Annotated in this window: 19 protein-coding genes; 10 read left to right on the top strand and 9 right to left on the bottom strand. The window is 61.1% G+C overall.

Translation table 11 applies throughout. From position 1 onward, the window contains the following. Positions 1-221 precede the first annotated feature (221 nt). The gene (locus O1W68_RS00305; protein WP_269300924.1) at positions 222-974 is read left to right on the top strand and encodes an SIR2 family NAD-dependent protein deacylase; all 753 of its coding nucleotides are present in this window, start codon (positions 222-224) and stop codon (positions 972-974) included. A 70-nt stretch (positions 975-1044) separates the two neighbouring features. Here the strand turns inward: O1W68_RS00305 and O1W68_RS00300 are convergent, their stop codons facing one another. Next, positions 1045-1650: an SACE_7040 family transcriptional regulator gene (locus O1W68_RS00300; protein ID WP_269300923.1), complete on the bottom strand. Its 606-nt coding sequence runs from the start codon at positions 1648-1650 to the stop codon at positions 1045-1047. 112 nt (positions 1651-1762) lie between these two features. On the opposite strand from O1W68_RS00300, the gene O1W68_RS00295 reads away from it, so the two are divergent. The 5 genes from O1W68_RS00295 to O1W68_RS00275 are packed head-to-tail and all read left to right on the top strand — an operon-like array spanning position 1763 to position 7810. Continuing rightward, complete coding sequence (locus O1W68_RS00295; protein WP_269300922.1) at positions 1763-3340, top strand: carboxyl transferase domain-containing protein; 1578 nt, start codon at positions 1763-1765, stop codon at positions 3338-3340. A 6-nt stretch (positions 3341-3346) separates the two neighbouring features. Then, a complete protein-coding gene (locus O1W68_RS00290; protein ID WP_269300921.1) occupies positions 3347-5359 on the top strand; it encodes an acetyl/propionyl/methylcrotonyl-CoA carboxylase subunit alpha in 2013 nt (670 codons plus the stop codon). After that, the gene (locus O1W68_RS00285; RefSeq protein ID WP_269300920.1) at positions 5356-6522 is read left to right on the top strand and encodes an acyl-CoA dehydrogenase family protein; all 1167 of its coding nucleotides are present in this window, start codon (positions 5356-5358) and stop codon (positions 6520-6522) included. The genes O1W68_RS00290 and O1W68_RS00285 overlap by 4 nt, the downstream gene beginning before the upstream one ends. Beyond that, positions 6519-7007 carry a MaoC family dehydratase gene (locus O1W68_RS00280; protein WP_269300919.1) on the top strand — a complete coding sequence of 163 codons (489 nt, stop codon included), beginning with the start codon at positions 6519-6521 and terminating at the stop codon, positions 7005-7007. The genes O1W68_RS00285 and O1W68_RS00280 overlap by 4 nt, the downstream gene beginning before the upstream one ends. Continuing rightward, positions 7004-7810 (top strand): HpcH/HpaI aldolase/citrate lyase family protein, encoded by an 807-nt coding sequence (locus O1W68_RS00275; protein WP_269300918.1) that lies wholly within the window; start codon positions 7004-7006, stop codon positions 7808-7810. Before O1W68_RS00280 ends, O1W68_RS00275 begins: the two co-directional genes overlap by 4 nt. 96 nt (positions 7811-7906) lie before the next feature. Here the strand turns inward: O1W68_RS00275 and O1W68_RS00270 are convergent, their stop codons facing one another. The 5 genes from O1W68_RS00270 to speB all read right to left on the bottom strand — a co-directional run bounded on the left by O1W68_RS00270 (position 7907) and on the right by speB (position 12390). Then, the gene (locus tag O1W68_RS00270) at positions 7907-8062 is read right to left on the bottom strand and encodes a DUF6131 family protein (RefSeq protein ID WP_168708278.1); all 156 of its coding nucleotides are present in this window, start codon (positions 8060-8062) and stop codon (positions 7907-7909) included. A 333-nt stretch (positions 8063-8395) separates the two neighbouring features. Next, positions 8396-8944 (bottom strand): Dps family protein, encoded by a 549-nt coding sequence (locus O1W68_RS00265; RefSeq protein WP_269300917.1) that lies wholly within the window; start codon positions 8942-8944, stop codon positions 8396-8398. Between the two features lie 110 nt (positions 8945-9054). Then, positions 9055-10020: a TerC family protein gene (locus tag O1W68_RS00260; protein WP_269300916.1), complete on the bottom strand. Its 966-nt coding sequence runs from the start codon at positions 10018-10020 to the stop codon at positions 9055-9057. A 193-nt stretch (positions 10021-10213) separates the two neighbouring features. Continuing rightward, the gene (locus O1W68_RS00255; protein ID WP_269300915.1) at positions 10214-11410 is read right to left on the bottom strand and encodes a PucR family transcriptional regulator; all 1197 of its coding nucleotides are present in this window, start codon (positions 11408-11410) and stop codon (positions 10214-10216) included. 29 nt (positions 11411-11439) lie between these two features. Continuing rightward, the gene (speB, locus tag O1W68_RS00250; RefSeq protein WP_269300914.1) at positions 11440-12390 is read right to left on the bottom strand and encodes an agmatinase; all 951 of its coding nucleotides are present in this window, start codon (positions 12388-12390) and stop codon (positions 11440-11442) included. Positions 12391-12546: 156 nt separating this feature from the next. Here speB and O1W68_RS00245 point away from each other — a divergent pair, with 156 nt between their 5' ends. Together O1W68_RS00245 and O1W68_RS00240 are read left to right on the top strand one after the other, a co-directional pair. Continuing rightward, positions 12547-13359 carry a carbon-nitrogen hydrolase family protein gene (locus tag O1W68_RS00245; protein ID WP_269300913.1) on the top strand — a complete coding sequence of 271 codons (813 nt, stop codon included), beginning with the start codon at positions 12547-12549 and terminating at the stop codon, positions 13357-13359. Further along, the gene (locus tag O1W68_RS00240) at positions 13356-15038 is read left to right on the top strand and encodes a flavin monoamine oxidase family protein (RefSeq protein ID WP_269300911.1); all 1683 of its coding nucleotides are present in this window, start codon (positions 13356-13358) and stop codon (positions 15036-15038) included. The genes O1W68_RS00245 and O1W68_RS00240 overlap by 4 nt, the downstream gene beginning before the upstream one ends. Positions 15039-15056: 18 nt before the next feature. Here the strand turns inward: O1W68_RS00240 and O1W68_RS00235 are convergent, their stop codons facing one another. Further along, positions 15057-15536: an Lrp/AsnC family transcriptional regulator gene (locus O1W68_RS00235; protein ID WP_136169637.1), complete on the bottom strand. Its 480-nt coding sequence runs from the start codon at positions 15534-15536 to the stop codon at positions 15057-15059. A gap of 48 nt (positions 15537-15584) precedes the next feature. Beyond that, positions 15585-16745 carry an NAD(P)/FAD-dependent oxidoreductase gene (locus tag O1W68_RS00230; protein ID WP_269300910.1) on the bottom strand — a complete coding sequence of 387 codons (1161 nt, stop codon included), beginning with the start codon at positions 16743-16745 and terminating at the stop codon, positions 15585-15587. Positions 16746-16830: 85 nt separating this feature from the next. Between O1W68_RS00230 and O1W68_RS00225 the strand changes: the two genes are divergently transcribed. Both O1W68_RS00225 and O1W68_RS00220 read left to right on the top strand, forming a co-directional pair. Further along, positions 16831-17637, top strand: coding sequence for a tyrosine-protein phosphatase (locus O1W68_RS00225; RefSeq protein ID WP_269300909.1), 807 nt, complete (start codon positions 16831-16833; stop codon positions 17635-17637). Between the two features lie 67 nt (positions 17638-17704). Beyond that, a complete protein-coding gene (locus tag O1W68_RS00220) occupies positions 17705-18250 on the top strand; it encodes a peroxiredoxin (RefSeq protein WP_269300908.1) in 546 nt (181 codons plus the stop codon). Here the strand turns inward: O1W68_RS00220 and O1W68_RS00215 are convergent. Continuing rightward, the gene (locus tag O1W68_RS00215) at positions 18233-18370 is read right to left on the bottom strand and encodes a hypothetical protein (RefSeq protein ID WP_168708277.1); all 138 of its coding nucleotides are present in this window, start codon (positions 18368-18370) and stop codon (positions 18233-18235) included. The genes O1W68_RS00220 and O1W68_RS00215 overlap by 18 nt on opposite strands. Between the last annotated feature and the right edge of the window lie 102 nt (positions 18371-18472).

The raw sequence follows: 18472 nt of genomic DNA, 5'->3' as shown, positions 1-18472 counted from the left end.
ATTGATCACAAAAGTAACGAATAGGTAACGTGGCAGCGGGGTTGGCCTCTGTAACGTGTTGCTACACAGTAACTATGGCCGTTCGAGCCGGCAGGCTCGTCGGCCGAGCCGGATCCGGTCGGTCGCCTGGGTCATGCGGTGGGCACGGGCAGCAGTGGATACCGCGCATTCTGGCGAGACCGTCCAGATCGCTGTCGGCATGCCGTGGCACACTGGCCATAATGAACAACTCCGAGCTACCAAGCGCCGTAGTCACACTCGCGCGTACTGCGTCGCGGGTGGCGGTGCTCACGGGCGCTGGGATGTCGGCCGAATCCGGGATACCGACCTTCCGTGATGCGCAGACGGGGCTGTGGTCCAACTTCCAACCCGCTGCCCTGGCGAGCCCGGAGGGGTGGGCACGCGACAGTGACCTGGTGTGGGGTTGGTACCAGTGGCGCACAGAATTGGTCCGCCGGACGCAGCCGAATGCCGGTCATGTCGCACTTACTACGTGGCAACAGCGTGCGCACCTCGACATCGCTACCCAGAACGTCGACGATTTGCACGAGCGCGCAGGCTCGAAGGTCGTATCGCACGTGCACGGTAGTTTGTTCGATCCACGCTGTTCCGAATGCGGGGTTCACTCCGAGCCTGCGTACGAACCGAGTGATGAGCAGTCGGATCGAGTCCCACCGCCACCGTGTCCTGAGTGCGGCGGACCTATGCGTCCGGGAGCAGTGTGGTTCGGCGAACCGCTGCCGGAGTCCGAATGGACGTCGGCAGTGTACGCCGTCGAAAGCGCAGATCTCGTGTTGGTCGTCGGGACATCCGGCGCAGTTTTCCCGTTCGCTGGGCTGCCGGCAATGGCACGCAGCTGCGGCGCAACTGTTGTCGAGATCAACCCCGTGGAGACGGAGATATCCGATATCGCCGATCACCGCTGGCGAACCACCGCGGCCGTCGGATTGCCTGCATTGGTGCAGGCGCTCTAGGTGCCGGCATAACTCTGTCCGCTGATCCTGACCGTATCCGCGCCACGCGTCCCGGATGGTCGCGGACCCGCTATGCCGTGAGGGCGGCGTTTGCCATCACTCTGATTACTTCTCGCGATCGGCGGGACATGCTTCGTCCAATGCTGTGAGGGGTCGAATTCAACAGACCGAACACGGCGTGCGCTTTGGTGCGGGCGTCGTCTTCGTGCAGTTTCGAGTCGGATCCGCGGAGTGCTGCTACCCAGACCTCGACGTATTCGCGCTGCTTGCGTCGGACATCACGTCGAGCGGACGTCGGCAGATTCGCCAGATCGCGGTCCTGAATTCGGATCAACGCCGGTTTACTCAGTGCGAAGTCGAGATGGAAGTCGACCAGTTCGGAGATCGTGCCGGACGCGTCCGCAGCGTCCCGCACGACCCGTCGGCCACCGGTCAGTAGGTAGTCGGAAATGTCCACCAGTAGCTCGACGAGGACTGCTTCCTTGTTGGGGAAATGGCGATACACCGCAGGTCCACTGATCCCGACCGCTGCGCCGAGATCCTCGAGCCGCACGGCTGCGTAGCCGCGCTCGGCGAACAGTTCGGCCGCTGCATCGAGAAGCTCGATGCGTCGCGCAGCCTTGCGCTGCTCGCGAACGGTCGGTTTCGACTCGGCAGGCGGCGACACTGTGCTCATGGTGAAATCCCCGACTTCGGCTCGATACTGGACAACTCGGTTAATGAAAGTTTACTATTGATTTCGGTTAGTGATGATTAACCGAAATTTCGGTCAGGGAGTGGGCACCACTATGGCGATCGATATCGAAGCCAACAGGCTCGAACACAAGAGGCTCGTCGAAGAACTGGGCGAGAAGCTGGACCGCGCTGCACTCGGAGGCAGCGATAAGTCCCGCGAGCGACACATTGCCAGAGGCAAATTACTACCGCGAGATCGTGTGAACGAGTTGCTCGATCCAGGCAGCCCCTTTCTCGAGATCGCCGCGCTGGCAGCCGACGGAATCTACGACGACGAGTGCCCCGGCGCCGGAATGATCGCGGGAATCGGCAGAGTGTCCGGCCGCGAGTGCGTCATCGTCGCCAACGACGCGACCGTCAAGGGCGGCACCTACTATCCGCTCACGGTGAAGAAGCATCTGCGCGCGCAGGAAATCGCGGCGCAGAATCGACTGCCCTGCATCTACCTCGTCGATTCAGGCGGTGCGTTCCTTCCGCGGCAGGACGAGGTGTTTCCCGACCGCGAGCACTTCGGCAGGATCTTCTTCAACCAGGCGACGATGAGCGCGGCAGGCATTGCGCAGATCGCGGCTGTGATGGGCTCGTGCACGGCAGGCGGCGCCTACGTTCCCGCGATGAGCGACGAAGCCATCATCGTCAGAGACCAGGGCACGATTTTTCTCGGGGGACCGCCGTTGGTCAAGGCAGCAACGGGTGAAGTCGTCACGGCCGAGGAACTCGGGGGCGGTGATCTGCATTCGAAGGTGTCCGGGGTGACCGACTACCTTGCCGACGACGACCGAGACGCACTGCGCCGAGTGCGTCGAATCGTCGCCACGCTCGGGCCGGTCCCTGCGGCACAATGGCCGATACGGCAAGCGCTCGATGCCACCGTCGATCAGCAAGACCTCTACGACGTGGTGCCGATCGACTCGCGCACTCCGTACGACGTTCGCGAGGTCATCGTCCGCATCGTCGACGGCGGGGAGTTCGACGAGTTCAAGTCCGAGTACGGAAAGACCCTCGTAACCGGGTTCGCGCATGTGCACGGACATCCGGTCGGAATCATCGCCAACAATGGCGTGCTGTTCGCGGAATCGGCGATGAAGGGCGCGCACTTCATCGAACTGTGTGACAAACGCAGTATTCCACTCGTATTCCTGCAGAACATCGCTGGTTTCATGGTCGGCAGAGACTACGAAGCAGGCGGCATCGCCAAGCACGGCGCCAAAATGGTGACCGCGGTCGCGTGCGCTCGGGTCCCGAAGTTCACCGTCGTCATCGGCGGTTCCTACGGTGCAGGCAACTATTCGATGTGCGGCCGCGCCTATTCACCGCGCTTTCTGTGGATGTGGCCGAATGCCCGAATCTCCGTCATGGGCGGTGAACAGGCAGCCTCGGTACTGTCCACGGTCCGCAGTGAACAACTCGATGCGGCCGGCAAGCCATGGTCGAACGAAGATCAGGAAACGTTCAAAGCACCGATTCGAGAGCAATACGAATCGCAGGGCAACCCCTACTACTCGACCGCGCGATTGTGGGATGACGGGATCATCGACCCCGCGGACACCAGAACTGTTCTCGGACTTGCTCTGTCGGCGAGCGCTCATGCGCCGCTCGAGCCGGTCTCCTACGGCGTTTTCCGGATGTGAGATGTGATGACGAGACAGATCGACACAGTGCTGGTGGCCAACCGCGGCGAGATCGCGGTTCGCGTCATTCGAACGTTGCGGCGCATGGGTATTCGATCCGTTGCTGTGTTCAGCGACGCCGACGCAAATGCACGGCACGTCCGTGAGGCAGACACCGCGGTCCGCCTCGGTCCAGCCCCCGCGCGTGAGAGCTACCTCGCGATCGACAAGGTCGTCGAAGCCGCGCACCGCACCGGAGCGCAGGGCGTCCATCCGGGCTACGGGTTTCTCTCGGAGAATGCCGAATTCGCCGCAGCCTGCGAGGCTGCCGGACTGGCGTTCCTAGGACCACCCGTTGCGGCAATCGAGGTGATGGGCGACAAGATCACGGCCAAGAACGCAGTGGCGGAGTTCGGTGTACCGGTAGTGCCCGGTATCGCTCGCCCCGGACTTTCCGACGCGGACCTCCTCGATGCCGCCCAGGACATCGGCTATCCGATCCTGGTCAAGCCGTCGGCAGGCGGCGGCGGCAAGGGCATGCGACTGGTCGAGGAGGCGGGAGCACTTGCCGGTGCGTTGGCGAGTGCACGACGCGAAGCGGCTTCCTCGTTCGGTGACGACACGCTGTTCCTCGAACGGTTCGTTCTGCGGCCTCGGCACATCGAAGTACAGATACTCGCCGATCAGTTCGGACACGTCGTGCACCTCGGCGAACGAGAGTGCAGTCTGCAGCGCAGGCACCAGAAGGTCGTGGAGGAAGCGCCGTCGCCACTTCTGGACGATGCGACACGAGAACGTATCGGGAAGGCGGCGTGTGACACGGCTCTCAGTGTCGACTACTCGGGCGCGGGAACCGTGGAGTTCATCGTCTCGGCGGATCGCCCCGACGAGTTCTTCTTCATGGAAATGAACACCCGACTTCAAGTCGAGCATCCGGTGACGGAAATGGTCACCGGGCTGGATCTGGTGGAGTGGCAGGTTCGAATCGCCCGCGGTGAACCGCTCACGATTCGGCAGGACGAGGTGACACTGACCGGTCATGCGATCGAAGCCCGCGTCTACGCCGAGGATCCCGGTCGAGGATTCCTGCCCACCGGAGGGACCGTGCTCTCGCTTCGGGAACCGTCACCCACTCCAACAGTTCGCGTCGACTCGGGCGTGTCCGTCGGGTCCGTCGTCGGCAGCGACTACGACCCGATGTTGGCCAAAGTGATCGCGTACGGCCCCGATCGAGCTTCGGCGCTCGCTACTCTCGATCGCGCGCTTGCCGACACCGCAGCGTTGGGCGTTGTCACCAACATAGAGTTCCTCCGATTTCTGCTGGCGGACAGCGATGTCGTCGAGGGAAGTCTCGATACCGGATTGCTCGATCGCACGGTCGAGGACTACGAAACAGCGCCTGCTCCGGACGAGATCTTCGTGGTCGTGGGCGTCCATCTGTGGTCGTCATTGTGGACGGACTCGGATCCTTCGCGACCGTGGACGGTCCCGAGCGGTTGGCGAATCGGCGGGCGAGCCCAGCCAGTGACGTATCGACTATCATCGGGAACACGGACCGTGCATGTGCACGTGCACGGCACTCTGTCGGACGCATGGGTAGCGGTCGACGACGGAGAATCGCAACCGATGTCGTTCGCTCGTGTCGAGGACGGCGACGTGGCCATGGTGCGCGCCGGCGTACGTTCGCGCTTTCGGCTTGCCGACGACGACGCGACTGTCTGGGTGTCCTCACCGGCCGGCACGTGGGCAATCACATCCGTCGAAGAGACCAGTGTCCGTGGTGAAGACAGCCACTCCGGAGATGCCGAGATGACCAGCCCGATGCCGGGAACCGTTATCGCCGTCGGTGTATCCAGCGGTGACACCGTGGAGGCAGGCTCGGCGATCGTCGTCGTCGAGGCAATGAAAATGGAACATGCAATGACAACACCGATCGGTGGAACGGTGGAACTTCTTGTCGTAGTGGGAGAGCAGGTTCGTGTCGATCAACTTCTCGCCCGCGTGAGCCCGAGAACCGAAGTGGAAGAAGGAAAGTCATGACCGATTATCTCGCCACCGGAAACCTTCCCGACGAGTACCAGCAGCTGATCGCGAGTGTCGCCGACTTCGCCACGTCGGTGGTGGCGCCGGTATCGGCCAAACACGATGCCGAGCACTCGTTTCCGTACGAGGTCGTTGCAGGCATGGCCGAGATGGGGTTGTTCGGCCTACCGTTCCCAGAGGAGTACGGCGGAATGGGCGGCGACTACTTTGCGCTCTGTCTTGCCCTCGAAGAGCTGGGGAAGGTGGATCAAAGTGTTGCGATCACGCTCGAGGCGGGAGTCTCCCTCGGCGCGATGCCGGTCTACCGCTTCGGTAACGACGAGCAAAAGCAGGAGTGGTTGCCCAAATTGACGAGCGGAAGCTCGCTCGCGGCCTTCGGGTTGACCGAACCCGGGGCAGGCAGCGACGCAGGGGGGACACGTACCACCGCGAAACTCGTCGGTGGTGAATGGATAGTGAACGGCAACAAGCAGTTCATTACGAACTCTGGCACCGACATCACCGAACTGGTCACCGTCACCGCAGTAACCGGCGTCGACGAGGTGACCGGAAGGAAGCAGATCTCCTCGATCCTTGTCCCTACGTCGACTCCGGGCTTCGTAGCGGAGAAGGCGTACGACAAAGTTGGCTGGAATGCATCCGACACACATCCGTTGTCATTCACCGACGTCCGGGTTCCGTACGAAAATCTGCTGGGCCAACAGGGCCGCGGATACGCCAACTTTCTGCACATTCTCGATGAGGGACGCATCGCCATCGCTGCACTGTCGGTAGGCGTTGCGCAAGGGTGTGTGGACGAAAGCGTCAAGTACTCCAAAGAACGAGAAGCCTTCGGTGGGCCGATCGGACGAAATCAGGCCATCGCGTTCAAGATTGCTCGGATGGAAGTGCGAGCGCATACAGCCCGTACAGCCTATTACGACGCTGCTGCGCTGATGTTGTCGGGAAAGCCTTTCAAGAAACAAGCCTCGATCGCGAAATTGGTCGCCTCCGAAGCGGCTATGGACAATGCGCGTGACGCCACACAGATTCACGGGGGATACGGGTTCATGAACGAATACACCGTTGCCCGGCACTATCGGGACAGTAAGATTCTCGAGATCGGCGAGGGGACCACCGAGGTGCAGTTGATGCTCATCGCGCGGGGGCTCGGACTATGACCACGGACAAGCGTGTCCGTCAGCGCGGGCTGTGGTTCGAGGAAATGGAGCTCGGCACCGTCTACGAACACCGGCCCGGCCGAACGGTCACCGAGGCCGACAACACCTTCTTCACCGCGCAGACGATGAATACCCAAGCGCTGCATCTCGACGCAGCCTTCAGTGAGGGCACGACGTTCGGCGTACGACTGGTCAACTCGATGTTCACTCTGTCGACAGTGGTCGGCCTCTCGGTAGCGCAGTTGACGCAGGGCACGATCGTAGCCAACCTCGGGTTTTCCGAGGTGAGGTTCCCGAAGCCGATGTTTCACGGGGACACGCTGTACGCGGAGACGCTCATCGTCGACAAGCGCGAATCGAAATCCCGACCCGGCGAGGGCATCGTCACCTTCGCCCACACCGGACGCAACCAACACGGCGACGTCGTAGCCACGGCGGTCCGCAAGACTCTCGTCAGGCTTCGGCCCGCGGAGGACGCGTCGTGACGTGGGTGCCGCCGGGTCCTGGATGGTTGTTCTGTCCGGCGGATCGACCGGAACGCTACGAGAAGGCGGCACAGCGGGCCGACGTCGTAATCCTCGACCTGGAGGATGCTGTCGCTGCCGGCGACAAGCAGAAAGCCAGGCAGTCGTTGCTGTCCACCCCTCTCGACCCTGCATCCACTGTCGTCCGAGTCAATGCGCACGGCACTGCCGACTTCGAACTGGACATGGCAGCACTCGCCCAGACGGCGTATCGCACAGTGATGCTGCCCAAATGTGAAAGTTCGATCCAGATCGGTGCGGCTGCGCCTTATGAGGTGATCGCAATCGTGGAATCACCGCTCGGCGCCGTCGCTGTGTCCGACAGCCTCGGCGCAGAAAATTCGATCGGGGTGATGTGGGGTGCCGAGGACCTGATCGCAGCACTGGGGGGTAAGGCGAGCCGATTCCCCGACGGTACGTACCGGAAGGTGGCACAACATGTCAGGTCGACAACACTGCTCGCAGCCAAAGCGCGCGGTGTGTTCGCCCTCGATTCGGTAGTGCTCGATATCGGTGACATCGCTACCTTGACGGCCGAATCGGAGGATGCCGTGGCAGTCGGGTTCGACGGGAAGGTTGCTATTCATCCTTCGCAGGTACCGATAATTCGAGAGGCTTTCGCACCGACCCAGGCGGAGATCGATTGGGCTGAGCAGGTCGTTGCGGCTGCCGCAGATGAGCGCGGAGTATTTCGTTTCGAAGGACGGATGGTCGATGCGCCCGTGTTGCGGCAGGCCGAGCAGATACTACGTAGTAGACGGTAGATTCGCTGACGCGGACCGAAAGAGCTTTGTCGAAACAAACGAGGCCCCGCGCTGATGCGCGGGGCCTCGTCTACGTGCAAGGGCAATACCTGGCGATCAATACCAGGTTTTGCGGCCACCGATAGCGCGCCCGGTTGCACCGAGGATGGTGAGGACGGCGCCGACGACGATCAGGATGATGCCGATCGTGGTGAGGATGCTGATCGACGTGAAAAAGCCGATGAGCGCGAGGATGATTCCCAGGACGATCACTATTGTTCCTTCTTTCGAATTGGATGCTGCGTGCGGCATCAGATGATTGCGTTGATCGCCAACCATCTGAGAACTTACCCTGATGTCTCTTGAATCGACAGTAGCGGTTGATCTTTCGAACTTCTCACAAAGTCGAATTCCAGCCGACACCGCTCGGGCCCACGACGGCATAGCCTTCTGAGTGTCATTGTTATGACACATGAAAGATGCCCGCGCAAGCGGTTCGCCACTGGCTGGACGAAAGACACAACACTCCGCAGCGGAGTGTCGGGCAACTGATGTTACCCCGAATTATTCCGCGTCAAACGCGATCATCGATTCGAAGTGAAAATTTCAGCGCGCGTCTGCGGCAGCTTCCTTTTCGCTCGATGCACCGCTTGTGGAAAGCTGTCCACCGGAGTTCTCCAGGTGCGCGCGAACGAACCAGTGGAAGAGTTCGAGTTGACCGCTCTGCCCGATCAACAAGTCCTCGGTGACCGGATCGACCTTGCCGATCTCTTCGATTGCCTTGCGCGTGTCGGTTATGACACCGGTGTACACGAGGTCGAGTGCGCCGAGGTGCTCGATGGCTGCGGCCCGCCCGATCGAGTAGTCGTCCCATGAGCGCTGCTCGACGATGGTGCCCGGCGTGCCCTTCGCCGAGGATCCCAGTGTCGCAATGCGCTCGGCGACATCGTCGGCGAAGCCACGCACGGTTTCTACCTGTGGGTCGAGCATCTCGTGGACAGAGATGAAGTTGGGGCCCACGACATTCCAGTGAATGTGCTTGAGGGTCAGATGAAGATCGTTGTATGCGTTCAGGCGATCCTGGAGCAATGCCGCGACACGCGCTCCCTCGTCGGTGCTCATGCCGGGAACTGTGTATGAGTTCGATGTGGTCATGACAAACAACTACCCAGGACGAACCGGAGTGAAACACAGCTCCGAGAAGGTGAATCCGAAAAGGGGGTATCCGACCGGACCTGTCGGATACCCCCTTTGCCTTGCCCGTGTTACTTTTCGCCGGAAGCCAGCTCGGAAGTCTCCTCCTTTGCTGGGCGCACGAAGCTGAGGATGATCGAGCCTGCCAACACCGCGATGATGACTGCGAGGCTGACCAGCGATGGAATCTCGGGGATCGAGGTACTGATGACCTTGTGGCTGGCCTGCAAGATCAACTTGACCCCGATGAATCCGAGGATGATCGCCAAGCCCTTGGACAGGTAGTGGAACTTATCCAACAGGCCGGAGAGCAGGAAGTACAACGCGCGCAGTCCGAGAATCGCGAACGCATTCGACGAGTAGATGATGAACGGATCGTCGCTGACGGCAAGAACTGCAGGGACACTGTCTACGGCAAAAACAAGGTCGGCAGCTTCGATGGCAACCACGACGGCCAACAACGGAGTGGCAATGCGCTTTCCTGCCTCCTTGACGAAGAACTTCGTTCCGGAGTACTCGTCTTGAACCGGGATAACCTTGCGCAACAGGCGAACCGCAAACGAAGTGCTCGGATCATACGAATCGTCCTCATCCTTCATCAGCTTCCACGCGCTGTAGAGCAGGATGGCTGCGAAGACGAACAAAACGACGGTGAACTTGCTTACGATAGCTACACCTGCGGCGAGGAAGATGCCGCGGAATACCAATGCGCCGATCACGCCGAAGAACAGAACGCGGTGCTGATATTCCTTCGGAACTTTGAAGTAGCCGAAGATCAATGCGAATACGAAGAGGTTGTCCACGGACAAGCTTTTCTCGAGGAGCCAGGCCGTCGTGTATTCCACGCCTGCCGTCGTACCGAGAGTGGCGAAGACGACTCCACCGAAGACGAGTGCGACGCCGACCCACAATGCACTCCACCATGCAGCTTCCTTGAAGCCGATGACGTGTGCACCGCGATGCGCAAGCAAATCGATGGCGAGCAGGGTGAGCACGACCGCGGCAAACGCCGCCCATGCCCAGAGAGGAACGTTCATCGGCGGTAGTCCTTACTGGTGAATTGAGATAGCTTCTGGGTCAGGGACGCCATGGAACGGGCTCCTTGTCGCTTCGATGTTCTCTGCGGCAACTCTGTTTACCGCGACTACTTAAGTGTGCCTGTCGTGAAAGCGGCATGCACCGTGCGATCGCGGACATGTTTGTCCACCTTCAATTGCCGTGAACCGGCAACTACGTCTGTGAGGTGGTGCTGGTCGGCCAATCCAATAACTTCGCTCCGAATACTGCTGTCTGCAGTGCGAATCTCTCGCTGGGGTTGTTCACGTCGTGGCCGGTCAGCTCGGCAATACGCGCTAGTCGATAGGTGACCGCGCGAACCGAGAGGTGCATCGACCTTGCCGTCATCGCGGAGTTACCCCCGGATTCGAAGTAGGCGAACAACGTGCGCAGAAGGGGAACGGCGCCGCCCCGCGCAGCCAGCAGGGGCGTCAGTACTGTCTCGACGAGATCGGTGATCGCGGGTCGGTCGTCGAGCAACACTCGATACACCAGCAGGTCTCGCGCATCCAGCACCGGTGTGTCGAGTCCGAGTTTGCCCGCCAGGTCGAGCGCGTCGAGTGCCTCGCGGTAGGAGGACGCCACCCCGGCAGCACTCTGACCAGGACGACCTACTCCCAAACGTTGAGTCCACCCATCGGTGCCGTGAACTTGACCGACAGTGCTTCGGACACGTTCGGTCACCAGTTTCACCGCATGATGGTCGGGCGCCGCGAACACGACGACGAGACGGCCTTCCTTGCTGGCAACCAACGTCTCGGTGTCACCTTTGCTCCCGGCGATCGCGCGCTCGACGTCGGTGATCATCGAAGCATCGTCGGTGAACGGGGAAGTCGCCTCTACGACCAGGACAGCGTGAGGTCCCGTCAAGTCCAGTCCGAACGACTCTGCGCGACCCAGCACCCCAGCGATATCGGCGCTGCCCGAGAGAAGATCGTCGACGAACTCGCGTCGAGCGGACACCTCGGCGCGGACCAAAGCTCTGCGGGCGAGCTGAAAAGCCTCCGCGAGCTCTGCCACCGCGTCGTCGACAGCATGCAACATCACTTCACCTGCAGTCACGACGGCGCTTGGGTTCTTGGCTGCGTCCACCACCGCGGGCAGCTCGCGCCACAGGCGCCAGGCCGAGGACAAGTACAGATCGAGCAACGCCCTTAATGCAACGCCTTCCTTGGCCGCAGTATCACCATGAACCCGCAATGCGCGCAGTTGACGACGCGTCAATGGGCGTCCGACAGCGACGGCGTCGGTGAGGACCTCGAGGAAATCTCCGAGAAGTTCGGTGGACAAGCCACCTGCGTCGGCTGCTGCGAGGTCGGCAACCTGCTGGTACTTGCCGTCCGGGTCAGGTGCGTCCGATCGGTAGGGCATCGGGCTCATCGTATGCGCCTCGGGCGACACTATCGATTCAGTGCCAGAACGGACAACAGTTCATAGGCTACGTGCGCGGCGGCTATACCGGTGATCTCAGCGTGGTCGTACGCAGGGGCAACCTCCACGATGTCTGCGCCCACCACGTTCAGTCCGACGAGCCCACGCAACGTGTTCAGCAGCTCTCGCGAGGTCATGCCTCCAGCTTCCGGAGTACCAGTTCCCGGTGCATGAGCCGGATCGAGAACATCGATGTCCACTGAGACGTACACCGGACCACCGTCGAGTCGGTGCCGCATCCGCTCGACGATGCTCGCGAACCCATCGACCTCGTAGTCATCGGATCGGATCACCTGGAATCCGAGAACACGGTCGTCCTCGAGGTCTTGCTCGGTATAGAGCGGCCCCCGGATACCGATGTGCTGGGAGCGTTCGAGGTCGATGAGACCCTCCTCGCTCGCGCGGCGAAACGGAGTGCCGTGGGTGTACGGGGCGCCGAAGTAGGTGTCCCACGTATCGAGGTGAGCATCGAAATGGAGCACGGCAACCGGTCCGTGGTCGCGCGCGAGCGAACGCAGGATCGGGAGAGCAATAGTGTGATCGCCGCCGAGAGTCAGTACCGAAGAACCGTCGGCGCGTAGATCGGTCACCGCCGACTCCACCGAATTCAACGCCTCGGTGATATCGAACGGGTTGATGCCGATATCCCCGAAATCGGCGACCTGTTGTTCGGCGAACGGTGAGACTTTCAAGGCTGGATTGTACGGCCGAAGCAACTTCGAGGCAGCGCGAATGTGACCGGGGCCGAAGCGCGCCCCCGGTCGATAGCTGACGCCCGAGTCGAACGGAACCCCGAGGATCGTGACGTCGGCTCGAGAGACTTCGTCGAGCCGCGGTAGTCGCGCGAACGTCGTCGGTTCGGCGAACCGCGGGACCTTTCTCGCGTCGACCGGTCCGATCGGTGGCGTTTCGGTGCTCATAGGAAGCGCTTTCTGATAGTTCTTCAGGTACGTCCAGCGTCGTTGGTCGGATAATTGTCTATAACTCCATGTTGCCCGGCAGTGCCTCGTTGTCGCACGATTATCGAACAAGCGCGCCTGCCCGCCGGACGCGAAACCTGCGGAAAGGACCAGCCGATGACTACCGCGGTACGAGTGTCGCTGTTTCAAGGCCCCGAACTGGCAGGCGACGTCGAGGCCAACCTCGCTGCCATATCGCGCGCGGCGATTGCCGCTTCGGACGCAGGAGCGTCGATGCTCGTCACTCCCGAGATGTCGACGACTGGCTACGACGTCGGACGTCTCGTAGAAGAACGTGCAGAGGCGGCAGACGGGCCGATCTTCGACGCCGTCGTCGAGATTGCCCGGAGCTCCGGTCTCGTTGTGGTGTACGGGTTTCCGGAACGAAGCGAGGAAGGAATCTACAATTCGGTACAGGTAGTGGGTAGCGACGGGACCATCGTGTCTCGATATCGCAAGACGCATCTGTTCGGTGAGCTCGATCGTGGGCACTTCGTTCCAGGCGACGAACTGGTCGTGCAGTTTCACTTCGGCGGGCTGACCTGCGGACTTCTGACCTGTTACGACGTGGAATTCCCCGAAGCCGTTCGTGCGCACGCCGATGCAGGAACCGAATGGTTGATCGTCCCTACTGGGCTGATGCACCCGTTCGACATGGTTGCCACACACGTCGTGCCTACTCGGGCCTATGAAAGTCAGCTGTTCGTCACCTACGTGAATCGGTGCGGAATCGAGGGCGATCTGCATTACTGCGGTCTCACCTGTGCCATAGCGCCCGACGGATCCGAACTCGGCCGTGCCGGCCGCGGTGAGGCACTTCTCACGGTCGATATCGATCCCGGTGTACGTGCCACGTCGAGGGAGATCAATACCCACCTGGGCGACCGAAGACACGATCTCTACCCCCAGGATGGGAAGAGTGGCAGATGACCACCCCCGTCAGCCCGGACAGCACCGTCGAGGACGACCACGAGCTACCGCTCACCATGTTCGGTCCGGACTTTCCGTTTGCATACGACGATTATCTGGCTCACCCGAACGGACTCGGCTCGGTGCCTGAATCGGCATACGGAACCGAGGTAGCCGTGATCGGCGGCGGCCTCGCGGGCATGGTCACCGCGTACGAGCTGATGAGAATCGGCCTGAAACCGATCGTCTACGAGTCGGATCAGATCGGCGGTCGCATGCGGTCGGTGAAGTTCGAGGGCCATCACGGAGTGGTGGCGGAGATGGGCGCAATGCGCTTTCCTCCTTCGTCGACGGCGCTGTTCCACTATCTGGATGCAATGGGTCTGCACACCGAGCCGTTCCCCAATCCGCTTGCCGAGGTCACCCCGAGCACCGTGATCGATCTCAAGGGCGTCAGCTACTACGCGAGCAGTCTCGACGATCTGCCCCCGGTGTTCGGCGAGGTTGCGCGAGCCTGGCAGCGCACTCTGGAGCAGTATGCCGAACTGGTTCCTCTCCAGCGGGCAATTCGGGCGCGGGATACCCCCGAGATCAAGCGGCTGTGGAACGAGATCGTAGTGAGGTTGGACGATCAGACTTTCTATGGGTTTCTGGCGGAGTCCGAGCACTTCGGATCTTTCCGTCTGCGAGAACTGTTCGGGCAGGTCGGTTTCGGCACCGGAGGGTGGGACACCGACTACCCCAATTCCATCCTCGAAATCCTTCGAGTCGTGGTGACCGCAGCGGACGACCACCATCGCGGCATCGTCGGTGGCGCTCAACAACTACCCCAACGACTGTGGACGAGCGCAGCACCAACAGCGCACTGGCCGGTGGGCACCACGGTGGCGTCGCTGAACGATGGGACGCCGAGTCCGCGCGTCACCGAGCTACGACGCGCCGCCGGTGGAACGGTGGTGCACGACAGTGAAGGGGGAACCCGCACCTTCCCGGCGACAGTGGTGACTGCTCAGTCCTGGATGTTGCTCAGCAACATCGAATGTGACGATGATCTGCTGCCGATCGACCATTGGACGGCCGTCGAGCGGACGCACTACATGGGTTCGACCAAGGTATTCGTTCTCGTGGACCGCCCGTTTTGGAAAGACAAGGACCCGCTCACGGGCCATGACATCGTCAGCATGACTCTCACCGATCGGATGAGTCGTGGAACGTATCTGCTCGATCAGGGGGAGGGCAAACCGGGCTTGATTTGTCTGTCGTACACGTGGTCGGATGATTCCCTGAAGTTGTTGGCGTTGGGCCCGGTCGAGCGGATGAACATCATGCTTCGTTCATTGGAGGGCATCTATCCGGGTGTCGACTTCCGAAGTCACATCATCGGAGATCCCGTCACCTTGTCATGGGAGACCGAGCGGGACTTCATGGGAGCCTTCAAAGCCAATCTGCCCGGCCACTACCGATATCAGGAGCGATTGTTCTCGCATTTCGTGCAAGACGATTTCGATGAGCGGCATCGTGGGATCTTTTTGGCCGGAGACGACATTTCGTGGACCGCAGGGTGGGCCGAAGGTGCGATCCAGACTGCACTCAACGCGGTGTGGGGAGTGGTGCATCATCTCGGCGGCGGAACAGCGAAAACCAATCCGGGGCCAGGAGACGTCTTTGGAAGTATTGCGCCACTTCGATTGGGGGACTGAGGAATAGGGGAGAACTGGTCAGCTGCGTGGTGTTGCGGCGGCGCGATTCAGTAGAGGCCTGGTGCGATACGGAATCAGTTCGCTCATAGCGATGGACATGTTGGTGCGTTCCACCCCCGGAATTTTCAGTATCAGTCCGGCGACTCGGTACAGATCATCGGCATCGACCGCGGCTATTCGAATGTGCATGTCCGACGCGCCCGACAGTCCGAAGACCTCGAGTACCTCTTCGATGGTGCGGAGATGATCGGTGACCTCGGCGAGTTTGTGCTGATCGACACGGGTGGTGACGAAAGCCTGCAATGCGTACCCGAGACTTCTCGGACGCACCCGATGATCGATGGAGGTGAGAGCATCCTTCTCGTCCCATCGAGTCAACCGAGCTTGCACAGTGTTCCGTGAAATTCCTAGATCTCCCGCGAGTTCGACGCCTGTCGCGCGTGGTCGATCGCACAACGCGAGCAACAAACGGGCATCCGTTCGGTCCAGATCGGTCATGCAGTCCACGATATGCGTAGACCACAACGTGTGCGCCGAAAGGCGCGCTCAGACGTCGGGTGCGGCAGCGAAGTCGCGACCAGGGGCGAGGTCTGCGGCGGCCAGGCCGCGATCGACGACGTCGAACGGCAGACCTGTTCCTCTGATCAGTGCAGCTCCGACACGAGAGAGTGCCGAACACGTCTGGATGCCGTAACCGCCTTGTCCCGCACACCAGAAGAAACCGTCGACCCGCGGGTCGAATCCGACTACCGGCGTCCGATCCGCGACGAAGCTCCGCAGACCGGCCCAGGACGATCGCACGTGACGAGCGGTCAGAGTCGTGGTCTCGTGTATGGCGTCCAGGGCACGTGCGATTTCGAGTTCGTCCGGCCGTGCATCGCTGGGTTCCACCGGTGTCTCATCGGCGGGAGAGCAGAGCAGCTGAGCACCTTCGGGCTTGATGTAAAAGGACTCATCGATGTCGCTGAGCGTGGGGAGCGCGTTCGTATCCATCTCTTCCGGGGCGCCGATCATGAAGATCGTTCGACGTAGTGGCCGGAGTCCCGATCGCTGCGCTCCGGCAAGGGTAGCGACCGAATCTGCCCAGGCTCCAGCAGCATTCACGACGATCTCGGCCCGACGTACCGTCCCGTCCTGCGAAGTCACCTGCCAGATCCCGTCGCGACGTTGCAGGTTCACGACGCCGCTGTCGGTCTCGACATGGCCGCCTCGCTTGCGCAGGCCGCGGAGGAAACCCTGGTGTAGGGCATGGACGTCGATCTCCATCGAACCCGGCTCGTGGAGTGCGAGATCGATGTGGTCGGCTCGTAGCGGTGGGAACAGATCATGCGCGTCACGAGAGGAGAGGAGGTGCGCGTCCGGTGTCAGCGATCGGATTTGCTCGAACATGGACTCGAGGATCGCACCGCGTCCGCGCGCAGCGAACTGCAGTAGCGAACGGGGAGAGAGCAGTTCACTTTCGAAGTGCACCGGCGGCTCGAGGAGGAAGTCTCTACTCGCGCTCGTCAAGGCTCGAATTGGCTTGTTGCCGTACGTTTCGAGGAACAATGCGGCCGAACGTCCAGTGGTATGGAACGCGAGCGTCGACTCCTGCTCGAGTAGGCACACCGTCCGGTCGGTCGCGAGTTCATAGCCGATCGATACGCCTCCGATGCCGCCCCCGATGACTATTACGTCGTAGGTCCGGACCTCGAGGTTCGATGTCATACCTGCTGACGCTACCGCGGCGACCGAGTTCCTTGCCTGCACGGTGAAAGTGCGGCCGGTCCGAGGCATTGGTTATTGTCGTGGAATGCGAGAAGCGAGTACCAACGACCAGTTTCAGCTGTCGGGTGCATGGAACTTTCGGGACGTCGGTGGTGCGCGCACCACCGAGGGTCTCGAAGTGCGTCGCGGAGTGCTCTACCGGTCGTCGGAACTGACCAGGCTCGATGCTCGTGGACACGAAGAGCTGGTACGGCTCGGGGTGAAGCAGGTCTTCGACCTGCGTGGTGAGACGGAGATCGAGAGAAGCGGAACCGACCGCGTCCCCGGCAGCGTTCGTGTCCACAATGTTCCCTACGACAACCACAGGGGCGAAAAGGCCCCACATGAGGCGCGGATCACTGCGAGTGAGGATGCCCAACTCGACTACATGATGCGTGCCTATACCTCCTACGCATCGCTCGAGGGCGCGCGTATTGCAATACGTAGGGTGGTCACGGCGCTGGGAACCGGCGAAGGACCGGTGCTGGTGCATTGCGCCGCAGGCAAGGATCGGGCTGGTTGGACCATAGCGACGGTGCTTCGCGCTGCCGGAGTCGACGACGCACACATCGTTGCCGACTACCTACGCAGCAATGCCGCCGTCGAGTCGTTACGCGCCCACGTGCAGGCGAGTTCAGCAGCTGACGAAAATGGTGCGCCGATCGAATTGTCCGATGCTCTTCTCGGGGTGACGGAGCGGTACTACCGGCACGGGCTGGAGGCCGTCGAGCATGTGCACGGATCGTTCGATGGATATCTCGATGCGATCGGAATCGACGGAGACGACCTCCTCAGGCTCCGATCGACGCTGCTCGTCGGACCCGGAGGGGCAGTTTCGATGACCTCGAATTAGAGGCCTCGGATTGAATTTTGCACTGCTTCTCGACCGATGCGCCGGGAGGTCACGTAGCCTCGTCATCATGCGTACTGGCGATATCGCGCCGGATTTTCGACTCCCTGACCACCTGGGGAACGTCCGGAGCTTGAGTAAACTGCTGGTCGACGGCCCGGTGGTGCTTTTCTTCTACCCGGCTGCGACCAGCCCCGTCTGCACCGCAGAAGCGTGTCATTTCAGAGACCTCGGGGGTGCATTCGAGTCGTTCGGCGCTCAGCGAGTCGGAATCAGCACCGACACCACCGGTAAGCAGTCGCACTTTGCGCTGCAACGCTCGTTCGACTATCCAATGCTCGCCGATACCGACGGCGTGGTGGCCGAGCAATTCGGGGTGCGTCGCGGAGGGCCACTCGCAAGGCTGAGACGAAGGAAGGACATCGGTCGGAGTAGGTCACACTCGGCGCGATCTTCAATGAACTCAGCGCGATTTTCGATGATCCGTCAGTTGTTGTCGGTGAAGCGAACAACATTTGTGATCGACACGAATCAAGTGGTCAGGCTGGTGGTCAGGAGCGAACGCTCACATGTCCACGCTGACAAGTCCTTGGACTATCTACGCTATTTGTCCTGACGGGGTTTCGCCGCTGAACAGCGTGGTGTAGACAGCAGGCTTCTTGTTTTCGGCAGGCGCATCATCCGACGCGTCTTCCACGTGGCTGAACAGCGCTTCGATCTTTTTCGGTTGTTCCATTCTTCGAGCATGCTCCCGATCGGCCGAAAATGCCATTCGGGCGCGCTGATGACGTGTCGAAATTATTGACGTTCAACGTGTTTGGATATGCATTCCAGGGGT

This window comes from Rhodococcus sp. H36-A4, assembly GCF_027158005.1.
Taxonomy (GTDB): Bacteria; Actinomycetota; Actinomycetes; order Mycobacteriales; family Mycobacteriaceae; genus Rhodococcoides.
Note: the sequence above shows the minus strand (reverse complement) of the source record. Positions and strands in the feature narration are given on the sequence as shown.

What these genes read in the sequence shown, in the direction of transcription:
- O1W68_RS00305 (WP_269300924.1), top strand. Translation starts at nt 222, where the DNA reads ATGAACAACTCCGAGCTACCAAGCGCCGTAGTCACACTCGCGCGTACT.
- O1W68_RS00300 (WP_269300923.1), bottom strand. Translation starts at nt 1,650, where the DNA reads ATGAGCACAGTGTCGCCGCCTGCCGAGTCGAAACCGACCGTTCGCGAG.
- O1W68_RS00295 (WP_269300922.1), top strand. Translation starts at nt 1,763, where the DNA reads ATGGCGATCGATATCGAAGCCAACAGGCTCGAACACAAGAGGCTCGTC.
- O1W68_RS00290 (WP_269300921.1), top strand. Translation starts at nt 3,347, where the DNA reads ATGACGAGACAGATCGACACAGTGCTGGTGGCCAACCGCGGCGAGATC.
- O1W68_RS00285 (WP_269300920.1), top strand. Translation starts at nt 5,356, where the DNA reads ATGACCGATTATCTCGCCACCGGAAACCTTCCCGACGAGTACCAGCAG.
- O1W68_RS00280 (WP_269300919.1), top strand. Translation starts at nt 6,519, where the DNA reads ATGACCACGGACAAGCGTGTCCGTCAGCGCGGGCTGTGGTTCGAGGAA.
- O1W68_RS00265 (WP_269300917.1), bottom strand. Translation starts at nt 8,944, where the DNA reads ATGACCACATCGAACTCATACACAGTTCCCGGCATGAGCACCGACGAG.
- O1W68_RS00260 (WP_269300916.1), bottom strand. Translation starts at nt 10,020, where the DNA reads ATGAACGTTCCTCTCTGGGCATGGGCGGCGTTTGCCGCGGTCGTGCTC.
- O1W68_RS00255 (WP_269300915.1), bottom strand. Translation starts at nt 11,410, where the DNA reads ATGCCCTACCGATCGGACGCACCTGACCCGGACGGCAAGTACCAGCAG.
- speB (WP_269300914.1), bottom strand. Translation starts at nt 12,390, where the DNA reads ATGAGCACCGAAACGCCACCGATCGGACCGGTCGACGCGAGAAAGGTC.
- O1W68_RS00245 (WP_269300913.1), top strand. Translation starts at nt 12,547, where the DNA reads ATGACTACCGCGGTACGAGTGTCGCTGTTTCAAGGCCCCGAACTGGCA.
- O1W68_RS00240 (WP_269300911.1), top strand. Translation starts at nt 13,356, where the DNA reads ATGACCACCCCCGTCAGCCCGGACAGCACCGTCGAGGACGACCACGAG.
- O1W68_RS00235 (WP_136169637.1), bottom strand. Translation starts at nt 15,536, where the DNA reads ATGACCGATCTGGACCGAACGGATGCCCGTTTGTTGCTCGCGTTGTGC.
- O1W68_RS00230 (WP_269300910.1), bottom strand. Translation starts at nt 16,745, where the DNA reads ATGACATCGAACCTCGAGGTCCGGACCTACGACGTAATAGTCATCGGG.
- O1W68_RS00225 (WP_269300909.1), top strand. Translation starts at nt 16,831, where the DNA reads ATGCGAGAAGCGAGTACCAACGACCAGTTTCAGCTGTCGGGTGCATGG.
- O1W68_RS00220 (WP_269300908.1), top strand. Translation starts at nt 17,705, where the DNA reads ATGCGTACTGGCGATATCGCGCCGGATTTTCGACTCCCTGACCACCTG.
- O1W68_RS00215 (WP_168708277.1), bottom strand. Translation starts at nt 18,370, where the DNA reads ATGGAACAACCGAAAAAGATCGAAGCGCTGTTCAGCCACGTGGAAGAC.